Here is a 15,051-nt window from a genome sequence, read left to right on the forward strand (position 1 = left end):
TTAGTGTGTTTCAATCTTCTCGCATGCACCCTGGTGCTTTATTTGCACTTTTTCACAGTTTGCATTACAAGCGCTACCATAGGTCTTCCCATCTACTCCACACACAGGCATCCAAATCATGGGACAAATACACGGAGCTTTTACCTGCGGACGATGAGGCTTCATCGGAGAAGTTCCCTGTGGCCTTAAGTGTTTTTTATTTGCAGACGTATTCTTATCATTAGAACAAGGGCCATCCTTAATGTCAGTGGCATCTACCACTTGGGCCATGCAACGATTTGAATAGGTTTTTCCGTTAGCACAAACTGGACGATATTCTTTTGTACATTTAAATGCATAACTATTTATAGTTAGAATTAAAGCCAAAAGAAATTTCATACCGACCTACTTTTTTCGAAGTTTACACATATAGAGAGGACCAATTGATCCCTCTTTATCAGGTAGAAATATTGTACCATATTCAGTTTTTTCCCCAAAACCGAAAGTATCGAGGTCATGAACAAGCTCAACTTGATCGCCTTTCTTTTTCAGGACCTTAGCGATCACTTCATCATTTTCAAGACTAGAAATAGAACATGTTGAGTAGAGAACTTCGCCACCACTTTTCAGTGTTAGAAGTGCCGAACAAAGTAGAGAGTATTGAAGGCCAGCAAGATTTCGCGTTCTCTTCTTTGACCACATATTAAGATATTTTTGATCGTTTAGCGTATGGCGCTCTCCAGAACAAGGAGCATCGAGAAGAACGAAGTCAAACTCATCTTTTAAGTTAAGCCCGTATTTATTCCCATCAAAACCGCGGATATCAATGATATCCCTCATCTCTTGTGGGACATACTCTGATACCACTCGACGTAGACGCTCTTTACGATTACGTGAAAGCTCATTCAGGACAAGGTGCCCCTTGCCCTCCATTTCCTCAAACAGCACTAAACTCTTACCGCCGGGTGCCGCACACATGTCGAGAACTTTGGCTCCAGGGGTTGGTTTGAGATTGCGAGCAACGATAACACTGGCAGCATCCATCACATAATGAGACTTTAGATCTTTAGATTCCGTTACCTCTCCCTTGGCATACACCCCAGGAATTAGCTCACCTGAATCAATAAATTCTCCTGAAAACCACTTATTTCGACGATAGGCCTTCTCTTCTTTTTTAGTAAAAGAATCTTTTAAGGAACTCCATCGAGAACCCCACATTTTTGAGTAAAAATATTCAAAGCCCTCAGGGCCTTTCGTTGCTGCAGCTTGGTTTTTCATGCGCATCATGTTACTAAATATGACCTAATCGAGCAAAGAAAAGGATGTTGAAATGGAAAAATTTATTGATCAAATTATCAAGAATTTAAGTGCCAATGGCTTCCCAGAAAAGAAAGTATCTCTTCCTACTGAAAAGATGTATGAAGTTGCAGATAATAAAGGTCTAAGCCTTAATAAAGTTCTCGAAGAACTAAGAGAAAAGAAAATGATCGACAGTGAAATTGGTCCAGAAAAGATCGTTTTTACAATGCAAAAATTTGAAAACCAGCAAGATATGTATGCTAAGGCACAAGAGATGATGTCTCAAATGTCTCCAGAGGAGCTACAGAAGATGCAAGAGATGGTACAGAATATGTCTCCAGAGCAGCGTGACCAAATGATGGAGCAAGCAAAGAAAATGGGGATGATCTAATAGAATCATTCTTTTCTACCCCACTTTCAAGTCTTGAAGACTTTATCACTGGGCATGGATATACAAGAGTCCATGCTCAGACAATCTATACCCAAGTTTATAAGCATGGGGCAGTATCCTTTAAGGAAATTACTGGCCTACCTCAAAAGCTCTACTCTCTCTTAGAAGAAAAGTACTGTTTTGATTTTCTTGAAATTGCCAAGATCCAAGAATCAGTTGATGACAAGACTGTTAAGCTTTTATTCAAACTAAGCGATGGACGAACAGTGGAAACAGTATGTGTTCCCTTTCAAAAGAAATATACCCTATGCCTATCCTCTCAAGTTGGATGTGCCATGAAGTGTTCATTCTGTTTTACAGGAACACAGGGGTTAACACGTTCGCTAGAGAAGAAAGAAATTATTCTGCAATATATGCAAGCCTATGCCTATATCAAAGAAAAGTTTGAAGGCCATCAGGCGGCTCCTAATATTGTCTTTATGGGACAAGGTGAGCCTCTACATAATATCGATAATGTAGCGGATGCCATTGAAATCCTAAAGACAAAAGAAGGCATGGGATTAGGCCCAAGACAGATCACACTATCAACGGCCGGATATTTACCAGGTATCAAGAGATTCAGTGAACTAGGGAATGTAAACTTTGCCCTCAGCTTTCACTCTCCATTTAATGAAGAAAGAAATGAGCTCATTCCACTCAACAAAGCCTACCCTATTGCAGAGTTAATTGATGAGCTTAAGACGATCAAATTAATGAAGCGCCAGTTTCTAACTTTTGAATACTTAATTATTCGCGACTTAAATCATACAAGAAAACATGTGGAAGAGATTGGTCGACTATTAAAAGGAATGCCCGTTATTTTTAATCTCATTCCTTTTAATGAATTTCCAGGCGCTCCTTATAAGAGACCAGAGATGGCGGCCGTCGAAGAGTTTAAGAAGGGCCTCATCGAACTTGGCTTTCACGCCATGATTCGCACAACTAAGGGCGATGACATACTAGCGGCCTGTGGCCAGTTAACATCACAAGATTCATAGAAAGCGACTTGCTAAATCCTTATCAGGAATCGGACAAGTCTCTAACTTCTTACCAAGTCGGTAACGATTTTCTGCAACGACTTCATAGAGCCAATTTCTTAGTGGCCTAGGTATTATTTTAAAGACTTTAAAATAGCAATGACCTAACTCCACCATTACCGCAATGGCCGCATCTGACTTCGTTGAAATCTCACCATTTTGATAGAAAACCACTGTTGAGAGATTCTTAACAAAATCTTGTTGAAGATAATCCAGCGCTTTTGGGTCCTGTAGATGACAGAATTTAACCTTCTTCTTGCGATCGATTCGATAAATAATCTTGACGAGGCCATTACATATTAAGCACTTACCGTCGATAAAGATAATATTCATACTCTCCATTCTACACCATCTGGGAAATTGTAAAAATTATATTTGCTGAGTTAGAACTACATTGTTCATATTTATTATGCTAGATTTTGCCAACTTTTACCCTATTATCGAGAGAGCAATCTATGAAGAAAATTCTACTTCTTGGTGTTAGTGCCATTACCCTTTTAAACCTAACTTCATGTGGGAACCGTTCAAGTATTTATGAGGACAAGGGACCAACTATTAATAGCCAAGGGCTAAAGGGTGACGCTGTTGCATCAGAAGTTGCAGGAGCTAATTTCGTATGTGACCGCTTCTCAAAAAATGGTTGTATCGACCAAGTGTTAATGATGGGTAAACTGAATCGTGGAAAGCTTCAAACATGTGCGGCCTTCTTTGTTGGCGATAACCTAATTGCAACAGCTAAGAAATGTCTTCCAAGTAGACAAAAAGATCAATCATACTCAGACTGGCTAGATTCAGCTTGTTCAGAAGTTGCTTTCAAAGACCTTAAAGGCTTTACATATACTTGTTCTTCAATTGAAAACCAAAAATATTCAGAAATAGTTCTTGTTTCAACAAAGCAGAAATCAAAAGTTGGATTTCTTGAAACAACTAACCAAGGTATCAACTTCGGTGGAGAAAATAAGATTTTTGAACTTACAAGTTTCAAAAGAGGATTTGAAGTTAACTACGCTGTTTCTGAAGGGAAATACACAAGAGCAAAGAAGAAGTGTAACGGTCTAACAGATTCACTACTAACAACAATTAACGGATCAAAAGATTCAAAGAACTTTGTTCTTTCAAACTGTGCTATCGACTGGAACTCAACAGGTTCTCCTGTCCTAGTTGATGGAAAAGTAGCAGGTATGCTTCACGGTAAAATTGAAGGTGATGCAGACTTTGGAACAAAAGTAAGTGACAGAGATGGAGTTGCACTTGCAGAAAATTTTGCATGTCAGACTAAGTTCTATGCAGAAACTCCAGCGGCATGTGATCTACATAAACTTGGGGATAAAATTAGCAGCTTAAAAAATACTCTAAAAAGTACCCTTGTTAATAATGGGACTGCTTTTGATACTGTTACTCAAGATATTACAATCTTTAGAAAAGATTCAAATCTAATGGTTCTAGCAACTGAAAAAGCAACGACTTGTGCTACAGAAGGAGAAAAAGGAAGTTTCCAAGCTTGTAAGGTAAACTTACCACTTAAGAACAAATTTCTTTCAACTCTTGATCTTGCAAATGTCGCTCTTGATTGTGACAACGCTGTGACAACAAATTGGAAAACAATCAAAGTTGATGAGAAGCTTACAAGACAGTTTAGCTTTGAAGATTATACGCTAGATGGATACCATGCAGATAGATTTTGGGTAGAAGTTCCAGCTTGTGAATAAGTAGTAAAAAGAAAAAAATATAAAGGCCGCTCAATGAGTGGCCTTTTTTATTTAAAGTGTATTCTGTAGAAACTCTCTCATTAAATCCCAAGACTCTTTATCTGCCTTTTCATTATAGGCCAAAGGAAGATTAAATTTCTTTCCATTCTCAGTCGCCTTTGGATTTGTGAAGGCATGAGTTGCACCAGGTAGATTCACAAACCTCATTGGTAGTTGTGATCTTCTAATAACCTTCTTAAAATTGGTAATATCATCTTTTGTTACAAGTGGATCGTCGGCACCATTAATGACTAAAAGCTTTGCTTTTGAGTTCTTCGTCACTTGTTTTATACCTGATAAAGACCCGTGGAATGAAACCACTCCTTTTAGGTCAGCTCCTTGAGTCGCATTAAAAAGAACAACGGCCCCTCCAAAGCAGTATCCAATAGCACCAATGCGTTCAGCATCGACACTTGGCTGTTCTTTTAAAAGATCCACGGCCTTATTGAATTTTGCTTTAAGAAGTGTTGGGTTCTTAAAGGCCTCAGATGAAAACTTCATAGCATCTTTTGGGTGGTTTGCCGTCTTTCCATCTCCATACATATCAAGGGCAATAGCATTGTAGCCAAGAGCTGCAAGCTGGTCTGCACGCTTTCTCGCATAATCATTATGTCCCCACCATTCGTGAACAACGACAACGCCTGGCTTCTTATTATCCTCGTCGCCAGTAAGGGCCATATAGCCTCGATAACTCTTATCCCCTACTTTGTAGTCAACATCCTTCGTTGTCACAGATGAACAGCTTGCAAAGCCCATCACCATCAAAATTGGCAGTAAAATTCTCATTTTTCCTCCTAAAATATTGACTGCCACAACGCAATCAGATAATTATGCATTATGACAAAAACAAGCCTATATAATTTAACTTTAGAAAGTTTCCCATATGATGAAGCAAAAATCATGGGAAAGTGGGTCTATAAAAAGTTAAATTTTAATCCTGACACTTGGGAGAATGCCCCACGTGTTGTCAGAGAAAAGGCAAAGGAATATGACTTATCGCTACTTAAGATTCTTTGGCAGGGCCTTTCCAAAGATGGTACGCGAAAATTTCTCCTTGGTTTAGATGATAAGAACTCAATAGAGGCCGTACTTATTGAAAGCGAGAATGATAAGCGCCTAAGATCGACTCTGTGTATTTCCTCACAAGTCGGCTGTGCCATTGGTTGTACTTTTTGTCATACGGCCACACAGGGACTAACAAGACACCTAGAAACATCAGAAATCGTCGGACAGTACCTAACTGTCTCTAAGTGGATGCAAGAGAATGTCGATCCGAAGTATCAGATTTCAAATATCGTCTTTATGGGTCAAGGTGAACCCCTTCATAACTTTGAAAATGTTAAGAAGGCCTGCTACCTTTTAACAGACCCACTTGGAATCGCTCTTAGTAAGCACAAGGTTACGATTTCCACTTCAGGACTTGTCCCAAAGATCAAGCAATGGGAAGAGTTACCTGACGTCAATGTGGCCATCTCTCTTCATGCTATTAGAAATAATCTACGCTCGGAGCTGATGCCAATTAATAAGCGCTACCAAGTTGATGACCTTCTTGAGGCCCTAAGATCAATTCCAGTTAAGAATTCTCGACGAATTATGTATGAGTATCTCTTAATAAAAGACCTTAATGATACTCAAGAAGATATTGATGGGCTTATTGAAAACCTTCCTAAGAAGGAATCAAAGATTAATATTATTCCTTTTAATGAATACCCAGAAAGTAAGTTTAAGCGCCCAAGCGATGAACATATTGAATGGTTTCAAAGATCTCTACAAGCAGCAGGACTTACTTGTACCGTTAGAGAGACAAAAGGTGATGATATCTTAGCAGCTTGTGGCCAATTAAAAACACAATACGAAAAACTTAATTTGCCTTCTCAGAAGTAGTTTCTTCTTTAAGCTCCCAGCCTCCTCCGAGTGCCTTATAGAGATTTACATAAGCGATGAGATTATCTTGCTTTATACTTATATAATTAAGTTCACTTTCAAAAAGCGCTCTTTCACTGTCAAGTACCTCAAGGAAACTAGTCACACCATTATTATAACGATTTAAAGAAATCTTCTTAGCTTCCCTAAGGGCCAATACCTGCTCTCTGAAGTTAATGGATTCACGATTAATCGTATTAACTGCAACAAGAGAATCTTCGACATCTCGAAATGCCCCTAGAACTATTTGTTTATAAGAGTAGAGTAATTGTTTGTACTGTGCTTTTTCCACATCAATCAAATCAAGATTTCGTCCCCACTGAAACAGAGGCCCAACTAAATTCGCTCCTAGGTTCCATATAAATTCGCCGCTAAAAGGATTAAAGCTACTATCTGAATTTCCAGCAACACCTGTTAAGCTAATGGTTGGAAAGAGATTGGCCTCGGCCACTCCTATTTCTGCATTTTGGGCCCTAAGACTTGCTTCGGCCTGGGCAACGTCTGGCCTTCTTCTAAGTACATCAGAGGGGATTCCGATAGGAATATCAGGCACCATCATGGCCTGTGTTATGTCTTGGGTTACTTTTATCTTAAGCTTACCTGGATTATGGCCAAGTAGAATACGAATAAGATTTTCACTGGCAATAATCGCCCTTTCAAATCGAGGGACTGATGCTTTTGCAAAAGATAATTGTGCCTGGGCCTGATTTAAGTCAAACTTAGAAACAGTTCCATTGTAGAATCGTGCCTTAACAATTCGATAGGACTCTTCCCTTGTATCGACTGTTGCCTTAGCTATTTTTAAAGAAACCTTATTCTTTAATAATTGAAAATATGCTGTAGCAATAGCAGCACTTACTTGTAGTCGAACTGAATCATAAGCATACGTAGTGGAAAGTAGCTGGCCACGGGCCGCTTCGTTAGCATTTCTAAGCTTTCCCCAAAAATCGATTTCCCACTGAACGGAAGCAGCAAGAAATGATGACTCAACAGAGTCTGGGAATACTGCTCCTTGAGAATAATTGCCCTTTTGGAAATTACCTTGATAATTGAATAAAGGATATAAATCCTTCTTTTTAAATCCATAAAAAGCTGCCGCTTCTTCTATTCTGGCCAATGCAATCTTAATATCAAAATTTTGCTTTAATCCAATAGCGACTAATTTTGACAATTGTTTATCATTAAAGACCTCCCACCACTGTTCATTCATTTGAATATCTTTCTTATTATTATCGTAGCGATACTTAGAGGGAGCTGGCATATCAGGACGTTTATACTCAGGGCCAACAGCGCAACCAAATAAAACCAGTAAGAATAAAGAAAGAGATACTCTATTCACTATCCTTCTCCTTCTTCTCATAACCAAATAACTTGCCAATAAAGACGAAGAGCATAGGATAGAGGAAGATTCCAATAACAGTAGCAATGGTCATACCTCCTAACAGAGACATTCCCATTACTTTTCGAGATTCCGAACCTGTCCCGGTAGCAAAGACCAGAGGTAGAACCCCTAAGATGAAAGAGACGGCCGTCATAAGAATTGGCCTTAAGCGCTGCTTGGCCGAATCCATTGCTGAATCAAATAAGTTCATCCCTTCTTCTCTAAAATTTATATTAGCAAATTCAACAATGAGAATTGCATTCTTTGCGGCCATTGCTATAAGCATAACGAGGGATACTTGCATAAAGACATTATTTTCATAGGTATTGCTAAAAAGACGGGCCAGATAAACAAAGAGCATTGCTCCAAAGATCGCAAAAGGTGTGCCTAGTAGAATACTTAGAGGTAGAGACCAGCTTTCATATTGAGCAGACAAAATGAGGTAGACAAAAATCAGAGCAAAAACAAATACAATTGCACCTGAGCCTTCTGATCTCTTTTCTTGAAAGGACATATTTGACCACTCATAGCCCATCCCTTCATCTAATGTTTGGCGTGCAACTTCCTCCATAACCTTAAGGGCTTGGGCCGAAGAGTAACCAGCAGCAGGACTGCCAGTGATTTCGATCGAGCGGTATAGATTGTAGCGAGTGATATAATCTGGCCCACTGCTTTCTTTAACTGTCACGATTGAAGAGAGAGGGATTTTGTCTCCACTCCTATTGACGACATAGAAAGTTGAAAGTTTTGATCCATCGAGACGATATTGTGGCTCGGCCTGGATATAGGCCTTATACAATTTACCAAATCGATTGAAGTCATTAACATAAGAGCCACCTAGAAAGGCCGAAAGAGTCACATAGATATCATTTAAGCGAATCCCCATTTTCAGTGCCTTTTCACGATTAATTTCAATTAATTTCTGTGGAACAGATGCCTTAAATGTCGTAAAGACCTGTGATAATTCTGGTCTCTTATTAGCAGCGGCAATAAGCTTTTGGGCATTTGAATATAACTTTTCAACAGATGTCCCTAAGCGGTCTTGAAGCATGAAGGTGAAACCCGAACCGTTACCAAGGCCAGGAATAGCAGGAGGACTAAGGGCAAAGATTTGAGCTTGTGGAAACTTTGTAAAGAAGACTCCATTTGCTTTTCTAACGGCCATATTCAGATCCACGCTTCGCTCACTCCAGTCTTTTAGTTGGGCAATAACAAAAGCTGAATTAGTTGACTTTGCACCGGATAAAATAGAGAAGCCCACAACAGAGGTCACAAATTGGATTTCTTCAAATTTCATCAAAGTGTCTTCAACTTTTGAAACCACTGCATCGGTTCTTTGCAGTGAGGACGCCTCTGGAAGTTGAACATTGATAAAGTAATAGCCCATATCTTCAACTGGAATAAAGCCCGCCGGTAGGTACTTCCCAATAACTGCGATACAGCCAGTAAGAATCAAGATAAATAAGAATCCCCTCTTTGTTCTTCGTGCAAAGACTTCAGTTAAGTTCATATAACTTTTTGATGAGCGATCAAATGCCTTATTAAAAAGATGAAAAAAACCGCCCAGAATACCTGAGTACTCCTTTTTCTCTTTTAACAAAAGAACACAAAGAGCAGGTGACAAAGTCAAGGCATTAACAGAGGAAATACAAACAGAGACAGCGATTGTGATTGCAAATTGCTGATATAATAATCCAGTAATACCGGCCATTCCAGCAACAGGAACAAAGACGGCCACAAGAACAAGGGTTGTGGCAATAACCGCACCAGTTACTTTTCTTATGGCCTCAGTCGTTGCTGTCTTCACGTCCATTCCATTTTCAATATTTACTTGTACAGCTTCAACCACAACAATGGCGTCATCGACAACAATTCCAATGGCCAAAACCAGGCCCAATAGTGACAAAGTATTTATTGAAAACCCTAAAAAAGGAAAGAAGATAAAAGCCCCAATAAGAGATATCGGTATCGCAATCGTCGGGATCAAGGATGCACGCCAGTCTTGAATAAAAATAAAGACGACAAAGATAACAAGAAGAAGAGCGACAACTAAAGTAATGACAATTTCTTTAATACCCGCCGTAATCGGTAGAGTTGAATCATATGAAACTTGATAGGACATCCCAGGAGGAAACTTCTTGCTTAATTCATGAATCGTCTTTTTCACGTCGTTAGCTAATTCAACACCATTGGCGCCAGGGGCCTGATAAATCGCCACAAGAGCAGATGGGTCAGCATTGACACGAGCGAATGCTTCATAATTTTCGACCCCCAATTCAATACGGGCCACATCACTTAAAAAAACCTGTGATCCATTCTCATTTGTGCGAACAACAATTTCTCCAAACTCTTCTGGGGTCTGCAATCGATCTTGCATCTTTACACTATAGGTAAAGTCGGTTCCTTTCGGAGCTGGCTCAGCACCAAATTTTCCTCCGGGGACAATCACATTTTGCTCTCTAACAGCATTTAAAATCTCTGGAACAGTGAGGCCGTACTTTGCAAGTAACTCAGGTCTTATCCAAAATCGCATTGAATAATCACTAGAGCCGAGCATATCAACCCTACCGATTCCCTTAAGCCTTGCTAAGACATCTTTGATGTTGAGAATTCCATAATTTGAAAGAAACTCTCGAGAATAACGATTATTCTCACTTGTAAGCGTGATAAACATGAGCATTGTTGGAAGAGACTTTCTAGTATTCACCCCTAGCCTCTTTACTTCTTCGGGAAGTTTGGCGGTAGCAGAAGCAACGCGATTTTGGGTAAAAACTGTATTCATATCTGGATCAGATCCAACTTCAAATGATGTTGAAATATTAATCGTTCCATCATTTGCATTAGTGGATTTCATATATAGCATATTATCAACACCGTTAATTTCCTGTTCTAATGGCGAAGCAACAGAACTTTCCATATTCATTGCATTTGCACCAGTGTAGGCCGTCGTAACAGAGACCACTGGAGGTGTGATATTGGGATATTGTTCAGTGGCCAAGTCAAGAATAGAGATTCCACCAAGAATGAGGGTAAAGAGAGAGATGACAAATGCAAAAATTGGTCGCCTAACAAAGAAGATATGCTTTTTATCATCATTATGATTCATAAGGTCTGTCCTAATTTTGCTTAAATTTAACGGAGGCCTGCATAGGAGCAACAAGCATTCCGTCTCTTACCTTTTGGAGTCCTTCATAAACAATGGTATCCCCCTCATCGAGCCCATTTACGATGATCCAAAAACCATTTATTTTTCGTCCAACAGTTACATTTTTAATTTGAACTTTATTTTTCTTATCCACGACAGCAACTTGATAGATTCCCTGCAACTCCGTTACACACCTTTGTGGAACAAGAATTGCTTCATCTGACGTTGCTACTTTTGCACGTACGGTAGCAAATAGACCGGGCCTTAAGATTCCCTCAGGGTTTGGAAATGTTGATTGAATAAGAATTGTTCCAGTTGAAGGGTCCACATTACGATCAAGAAAATCGATTTTACCTTTATGAGGATACTCGACACCATTTGCTAGGATAAGCGTTAATTCAATATTTCTTGTACTCTGTGCACTGGCCTTATCTCGTCTAAGATGAATTACATCTAGATAAGTATTTTCAGAAATAAAAAATTCAACCCGTACATTTTCAAGTGATGAAACAGTATTTAGATCACTATTATTTGGGTTACTTCCAACCAGATCTCCGACCTTAAAACGGGTTTTACCAATAACACCCTTAATTGGAGAATAAACTTTTGTGTAACCAAGACGAACCTTAACTGATTCAAGATTTGCTTCTTCGGCCTTTAGTGCTGATTTCGCAGCATTATAACTTGCGATGGCAGCATCGAGATCGGATCTTGCAACGGCATTCTGCTGGGCAAGTGGACGAATTCTCCTAAGGTCATTTCTTGTTTTAACAACCTGGCTCTGTGCCTTTGCAACTCGTCCCATCTGCTCCTGAACAGCGGCCTGATAGCTATCGGACTCAATTTCATAAAGAAGCTGATCCTTTTCCACAAACATACCTTCACGAAACCTTAAGGATCTTATATAGCCCTCAATACGTGCACGAATAATAATATCCTTCTCACCATAAACTTGTCCGACAAAACTATTATAGAGAGATACAGTTTCAGGCTTAACAAGATAAACTTCAATCGTTGGAGGAGAAAAGCTCACCCTATCATTCTGACATGAAGTCAGAATACTCAAATTGAAAAGAATTAATAATAATTTAAATGAGTTGCTCACTTGATACCTCTTTTGGTTTCAAGTGAGCCTATCGATTATCTATGACTATTTTTAAAGAGAGATTCGTATAAGAAATTCTTAATTAGATTAAAGAGTCTTTTACAATCTCTAAGATATCCTTAACCAATAAAGAATTCTTTTTCTCGACACGGTAAACCAATGAGATTTGATCTTTAACAATTGGAGAATCATTTATAGGAACAAGGTTCTTATAATTAGAGGCCACTCGGCTTGGAAGAAGACCTATGCCTACTCCTTCGTGTGTAAGTTTTGCGATAACTTCCAAGTTATCACTTTCAATATGTCCATCAATAAAGATTGAGTCATCTTTTAACTTTCTAAGTAAGTCCTGACTTTGCGCCAATTGAGGATTGTATATCAATTTATTATTCTTTCTCTTTGGACGAGCTGATTCAAATAACTTAACTTCATCAACTCCCATTTCATTAATAATTAAATCAGGATGTTTAATTGGATTAACGACAATACCAAAATCAACTTCAAAATTGATTACTTTACCAGCAATGACACGAGAAGAGTCATGAATGAGATTGAAATTTAAGCGTGGAAATTTCTCATAAATTAAAGGTAGTACATTTGGGAGAGAGTAAATTGCAACAGAAGGGTGAATTCCTACTTTAAATTCACCAACAATATCTCCCCCCTCTTGATTAAAGATATTCTTAGCATCTTGCCAGTCTTGTAAAAGCTTATTGGCACGATGATGAAACTCTTCTCCAAACTTTGTATGTTCAATACCACTTTTTAGACGAATAAAAACAGGGGCCCCTAATTCTTCCTCTAGTCGCTTTATTGAATAACTTAGGGCCGGCTGAGTTAAGCCTAGCTGCTCAGAAGCTCGCGTTACATTCTTTAACTCTGAAACCACAATAAAATTTCTCAAATCATCTAATTTTAATGACATCTCACACCTACTTTATAATTTCATTAATGAGTTTCTGATAATCCATTCCAGCTAGCTTTGCGGCCATAGCAAACTCGTCTTTACTGGCCACATTAGGATTCGGATTGGCCTCAATAATATAAGGCTCTCCCTCCGGACAAACTCTTAAGTCAAGACGAGCATATCCCGTCAGTTCCAAAACTTTATAAGTTCTCTTACATATTTTTATAATTTTATCTTCTAACTCTTTCGTAATTTTCGCCAGGCCAGTTTCGATCCCTTTTTCTTGACGATATTTCATGCTCCACTTTGCTTTTTCTGAGTAGAGCTGGGCCAGTGGATTTTCTATATTATTAAAAGAGAGTTCCAAAACCGGCAGGACTTTCAACCTCTTTGTTCCCATAACTCCAACAAAGAATTCACGTCCTTCAATAAATTCCTCAACGATCACATCTTCATCGTACTTGTCCATGAGATAAATAATTCTTTCAATTGCCTTCTCCGGTGTTTTAACGATTGAAGCAGAACTAATTCCCAGTGAAGCATCTTGATAAAGACATTTTACAATAAGTGGAAATTTTAATTTCTTTGATATCTTCGTCACCTTGGCCTTAGATCGACTTGTAAAAACCTGAAAGCCTGGAGTTTTAATTCGGTGATAAGAGAGAAGTTTCTTTGCAAGGGCCTTATCTCTAGCAATCATCAATCCTCGTGGATTTGCCCCTGTGTATTTAACTTTTAGTAATTCTAAATATGAAACAACATTTTGATCTAATAGGACCTTGCCATCAAATTCTTCTAAAAGATTGAAAACAATATGTGGCCTGAATTCATCAATGGCCACTCTTAATGGCAGAAGGTCTGAATAGACACCGACAACTTTAACCTCATGACCAAGCTCATTAAGTGTTGATATAACATTGTATTCCGTTATCCACGGCTTAAATTCAAACTCTTCTTTTTGCTTATCTTCTTTAGAAATATTCTCAGGCGGGATGAGGTCCGAATGAACAAGAACTAAGACCTTTTTCTTTCTTTTATTGCTTCTTACTTTTTGGCTCACATGACTATCCTGTCACGCCCCTCTTTAAAATATTTATCAGCATGTGATAGAACAATTTCCTGTACAGTTTGAGGGCCGTACTTTTCTGGAATCATAAGCTTCTTCTTATTTGAAATATCTTCCAGATCATTTACAACAGATTCTATTTTATATTGATATTCTTTTGTCAGCAAGGAGATATCCCTAACCAGATCCCTTCTTAAGCTACCTATGAGCTTGTCGAGTTCAACACCGCTAGTCTCATTCTGGCTAAGATATTGTTGAATATGCTGGACACTTCGTCGTGCCTGCGAACTCTTACGAAGTTTTCTTCTTTTTTGGAGTAGATACTCTCTTACAGTTAATTCGCTTTCATCGATACTCTCGATTTCTTTATAGCAAATAACATTAGGTTTCTTATTGCTTAATGATTTCATCAACTGATCAACATATTTTAATTTTCTAAGTGCTGGCCAATTTTCATAAACACGCTTCCAATTTGAACGCGGTGTAAGCCATACTGAGAATGTCTCAGCAAAGTCTTCTTCAGGGTGCGCTTGCGCGTAATTGTCCTCTAGATGATAGACATACTTTTTAGAGAACTTCTTTGGCCCATATGAAGAAGGATAAGATTTATCGTGATCACCAAATATGGTTTTACGATTATTTTCGTCTTTTAGAAAATAGGCATTATCCATAACGTGGCCACACTCATGTCTCATGAGTTTCATAAACCAGTCATGACCTTCACCTTCGCAAACTCCAGTGAATTCTTTTTCTAACTCGATTAGTTTTGGATGCATTAATGAGAAAGGAATAGCAATTCCAGAAATTGCTTCAGGACAGAACCACTCATCACTTAGCCAAACCTTTGGTCTTACAAGTAGCTTCTTAGCGTCTAATTCACGTACTAGCTGATCAAGGCAAGGAGCAAACTTGCTTTTTTCAAAGCAAATATCCAGCTCCCACAATTGAGCATTGAGAATGTCTTCACGACACGCATGTTCCAAATCTAATTTAATCATATCAATCTCTTCAAGGTAGAGGCGATTATAGCT

14 protein-coding genes are annotated in these 15,051 nt (G+C 38.7%); 4 read left to right on the plus strand and 10 right to left on the minus strand.

The window, feature by feature from the left end; all coding sequences use genetic code 11:
* A complete protein-coding gene (locus tag ABMA78_RS03410; RefSeq protein WP_392857068.1) occupies positions 1 to 378 on the minus strand; it encodes a Kazal-type serine protease inhibitor in 378 nt (125 codons plus the stop codon).
* A gap of 6 nt (positions 379 to 384) precedes the next feature.
* Positions 385 to 1,257 (minus strand): RsmB/NOP family class I SAM-dependent RNA methyltransferase, encoded by an 873-nt coding sequence (locus ABMA78_RS03415; RefSeq protein WP_392857070.1) that lies wholly within the window; start codon positions 1,255 to 1,257, stop codon positions 385 to 387.
* A 52-nt stretch (positions 1,258 to 1,309) separates the two neighbouring features.
* Here ABMA78_RS03415 and ABMA78_RS03420 point away from each other — a divergent pair, with 52 nt between their 5' ends.
* Both ABMA78_RS03420 and rlmN (ABMA78_RS03425) read left to right on the plus strand, forming a co-directional pair.
* Positions 1,310 to 1,669 carry a hypothetical protein gene (locus ABMA78_RS03420; protein WP_392857072.1) on the plus strand — a complete coding sequence of 120 codons (360 nt, stop codon included), beginning with the start codon at positions 1,310 to 1,312 and terminating at the stop codon, positions 1,667 to 1,669.
* On the plus strand, positions 1,669 to 2,706 hold the full coding sequence (rlmN, locus tag ABMA78_RS03425) for a 23S rRNA (adenine(2503)-C(2))-methyltransferase RlmN (RefSeq protein ID WP_392858009.1): 1,038 nt from the start codon (positions 1,669 to 1,671) through the stop codon (positions 2,704 to 2,706). The genes ABMA78_RS03420 and rlmN (ABMA78_RS03425) overlap by 1 nt, the downstream gene beginning before the upstream one ends.
* Here the strand turns inward: rlmN (ABMA78_RS03425) and ABMA78_RS03430 are convergent.
* Positions 2,701 to 3,078, minus strand: a complete 378-nt coding sequence (locus ABMA78_RS03430; protein ID WP_392857074.1) for a thiol-disulfide oxidoreductase DCC family protein — start codon at positions 3,076 to 3,078, stop codon at positions 2,701 to 2,703. The two genes, rlmN (ABMA78_RS03425) and ABMA78_RS03430, sit on opposite strands and share 6 nt — an antisense overlap.
* A 122-nt stretch (positions 3,079 to 3,200) precedes the next feature.
* On the opposite strand from ABMA78_RS03430, the gene ABMA78_RS03435 reads away from it, so the two are divergent.
* Positions 3,201 to 4,454 carry a hypothetical protein gene (locus tag ABMA78_RS03435; RefSeq protein WP_392857076.1) on the plus strand — a complete coding sequence of 418 codons (1,254 nt, stop codon included), beginning with the start codon at positions 3,201 to 3,203 and terminating at the stop codon, positions 4,452 to 4,454.
* Between the two features lie 51 nt (positions 4,455 to 4,505).
* Here ABMA78_RS03435 and ABMA78_RS03440 read toward each other — a convergent pair whose 3' ends face one another.
* Positions 4,506 to 5,279, minus strand: coding sequence for a dienelactone hydrolase family protein (locus tag ABMA78_RS03440; RefSeq protein ID WP_392857079.1), 774 nt, complete (start codon positions 5,277 to 5,279; stop codon positions 4,506 to 4,508).
* Positions 5,280 to 5,330: 51 nt separating this feature from the next.
* On the opposite strand from ABMA78_RS03440, the gene rlmN (ABMA78_RS03445) reads away from it, so the two are divergent.
* Positions 5,331 to 6,377 (plus strand): 23S rRNA (adenine(2503)-C(2))-methyltransferase RlmN, encoded by a 1,047-nt coding sequence (rlmN, locus tag ABMA78_RS03445; RefSeq protein WP_392857081.1) that lies wholly within the window; start codon positions 5,331 to 5,333, stop codon positions 6,375 to 6,377.
* Here the strand turns inward: rlmN (ABMA78_RS03445) and ABMA78_RS03450 are convergent.
* The 6 genes from ABMA78_RS03450 to ABMA78_RS03475 all read right to left on the minus strand — a co-directional run bounded on the left by ABMA78_RS03450 (position 6,355) and on the right by ABMA78_RS03475 (position 15,018).
* Positions 6,355 to 7,755, minus strand: coding sequence for an efflux transporter outer membrane subunit (locus ABMA78_RS03450; RefSeq protein WP_392857083.1), 1,401 nt, complete (start codon positions 7,753 to 7,755; stop codon positions 6,355 to 6,357). The genes rlmN (ABMA78_RS03445) and ABMA78_RS03450 overlap by 23 nt on opposite strands.
* On the minus strand, positions 7,748 to 10,903 hold the full coding sequence (locus tag ABMA78_RS03455; protein ID WP_392857084.1) for an efflux RND transporter permease subunit: 3,156 nt from the start codon (positions 10,901 to 10,903) through the stop codon (positions 7,748 to 7,750). Before ABMA78_RS03455 ends, ABMA78_RS03450 begins: the two co-directional genes overlap by 8 nt.
* Positions 10,904 to 10,913: 10 nt before the next feature.
* Entirely contained in the window at positions 10,914 to 12,047 is a 1,134-nt protein-coding gene (locus tag ABMA78_RS03460) for an efflux RND transporter periplasmic adaptor subunit (RefSeq protein ID WP_392857086.1), read from the minus strand.
* 82 nt (positions 12,048 to 12,129) lie between these two features.
* Positions 12,130 to 12,972 carry a LysR family transcriptional regulator gene (locus tag ABMA78_RS03465; protein ID WP_392857088.1) on the minus strand — a complete coding sequence of 281 codons (843 nt, stop codon included), beginning with the start codon at positions 12,970 to 12,972 and terminating at the stop codon, positions 12,130 to 12,132.
* Between the two features lie 7 nt (positions 12,973 to 12,979).
* Positions 12,980 to 14,014, minus strand: coding sequence for an ATP-grasp domain-containing protein (locus ABMA78_RS03470; RefSeq protein ID WP_392857091.1), 1,035 nt, complete (start codon positions 14,012 to 14,014; stop codon positions 12,980 to 12,982).
* On the minus strand, positions 14,011 to 15,018 hold the full coding sequence (locus ABMA78_RS03475) for a putative zinc-binding metallopeptidase (RefSeq protein ID WP_392857093.1): 1,008 nt from the start codon (positions 15,016 to 15,018) through the stop codon (positions 14,011 to 14,013). The genes ABMA78_RS03470 and ABMA78_RS03475 overlap by 4 nt, the downstream gene beginning before the upstream one ends.
* Between the last annotated feature and the right edge of the window lie 33 nt (positions 15,019 to 15,051).

The sequence above is a fragment of the Halobacteriovorax sp. RZ-2 genome, from assembly GCF_043196685.1.
Taxonomy (GTDB): domain Bacteria; phylum Bdellovibrionota; class Bacteriovoracia; order Bacteriovoracales; family Bacteriovoracaceae; genus Halobacteriovorax_A.

Coding starts and splice junctions, on each gene's coding strand:
- ABMA78_RS03410 (WP_392857068.1), bottom strand. CDS start 378: ATGAAATTTCTTTTGGCTTTAATTCTAACTATAAATAGTTATGCATTT.
- ABMA78_RS03415 (WP_392857070.1), bottom strand. CDS start 1,257: ATGAAAAACCAAGCTGCAGCAACGAAAGGCCCTGAGGGCTTTGAATAT.
- ABMA78_RS03420 (WP_392857072.1), top strand. CDS start 1,310: ATGGAAAAATTTATTGATCAAATTATCAAGAATTTAAGTGCCAATGGC.
- ABMA78_RS03430 (WP_392857074.1), bottom strand. CDS start 3,078: ATGAATATTATCTTTATCGACGGTAAGTGCTTAATATGTAATGGCCTC.
- ABMA78_RS03435 (WP_392857076.1), top strand. CDS start 3,201: ATGAAGAAAATTCTACTTCTTGGTGTTAGTGCCATTACCCTTTTAAAC.
- ABMA78_RS03440 (WP_392857079.1), bottom strand. CDS start 5,279: ATGAGAATTTTACTGCCAATTTTGATGGTGATGGGCTTTGCAAGCTGT.
- rlmN (WP_392857081.1), top strand. CDS start 5,331: ATGACAAAAACAAGCCTATATAATTTAACTTTAGAAAGTTTCCCATAT.
- ABMA78_RS03455 (WP_392857084.1), bottom strand. CDS start 10,903: ATGAATCATAATGATGATAAAAAGCATATCTTCTTTGTTAGGCGACCA.
- ABMA78_RS03465 (WP_392857088.1), bottom strand. CDS start 12,972: ATGTCATTAAAATTAGATGATTTGAGAAATTTTATTGTGGTTTCAGAG.
- ABMA78_RS03475 (WP_392857093.1), bottom strand. CDS start 15,018: ATGATTAAATTAGATTTGGAACATGCGTGTCGTGAAGACATTCTCAAT.